This is a genomic window from Pseudomonas sp. 67(2021) (genome assembly GCF_017491835.1).
Taxonomy (GTDB): Bacteria; Pseudomonadota; Gammaproteobacteria; order Pseudomonadales; family Pseudomonadaceae; genus Aquipseudomonas; species Aquipseudomonas atacamensis.
Map to the genome: position 1 here is coordinate 1 of NZ_JAFGYL010000054.1, position 1,017 is coordinate 1,017.

The following is a 1,017-nucleotide window of genomic DNA, read 5'->3' on the forward strand; positions in this document are numbered from 1 at the left end:
AGGGTGCTGAACAGCAGAACGAAGTAACCGACGTTGCCCAGCCAGGCGCTGATCCAGTAGCCCCAGGCCGAGGAGAAACCCATGTAGTCGCCGAATCCGGCCTTGGCGTAGGCGTAGACACCGCCGTCCAGGTCAGGCTTGCGATTGGCGAGGGTCTGAAAGACAAATGCGAGGGTGAGCATGCCGACTGCGGTGATGGCCCAGCCGATCAGCACTGCACCGACGTCGGCGCTGGCGGCCATGTTTTGTGGCAACGAAAATATCCCGCCGCCAATCATTGAACCGACTACCAGTGCAACCAGTGCACCGAGTCTTAGTTTTCCGGGCGCTTCAGACATTTGCATGACTCCATTGCAGGAAAGGAGAGCTCACAGCCTAGTACTGTTGTCTGTTCGAACAGCTGACATGGATCAGTGCATGGTCACATTCCATTGTTAATGAATGACTTGTGCGCCCGTTGCGGGCATAACGCTGTAGCCTCAAAGGCCCATTCCAGAGCCGTTTCGCTGAGGCAGTCGAGAATAGCTATTAATGCTTTCGAACTATGACGCTAGTTGCTTTTCAGCGATTGGCAAATGTCGGTCATCTGTTTTCAGCACAGAATCGAATAATCAAGATCGGCGCACAAAACTGACTTAATGTGCTACGCCTTATCGTGGTCGGCTATATATAACGCTGCGAGATTCGGCATTACCTGATAAACGTCATCTACCCTTAGGCTTTTAGTCGGCTGTTGTTACAAATAAACAACAACGACTCTTTCAAGGAGATCTGCATGTCGCAACCGACGCAAAAGCTGCGCCTTGGTGCGTTGATCGCGCTGGTGGTGGGGTCGATGATCGGCGGGGGGATATTTTCGTTACCGCAAAACATGGCGGCACGCGCCGATGCAGGGGCGATCCTGATCGGTTGGGGCATTACTGCGATAGGCATGCTGACGCTGGCGTTCGTCTTTCAGACGCTGGCCAATCGCAAGCCGGAGCTGGACTCGGGCGTCTACGCCTACGCCAAGGCCGG

Annotated in this window: 2 protein-coding genes; one reads left to right on the forward strand and one right to left on the reverse strand. The window is 54.5% G+C overall.

Features of this window, described 5'->3' with window-relative positions; all coding sequences use genetic code 11:
• The coding region (locus J5M66_RS26445; protein WP_207817527.1) for an amino acid permease at positions 1 to 338 on the reverse strand (338 nt) is incomplete at its 3' end.
• A 437-nt stretch (positions 339 to 775) separates the two neighbouring features.
• Here J5M66_RS26445 and J5M66_RS26450 point away from each other — a divergent pair.
• Positions 776 to 1,017: amino acid permease (locus J5M66_RS26450; RefSeq protein ID WP_207817528.1), on the forward strand; the 242-nt coding region annotated here is incomplete at its 3' end.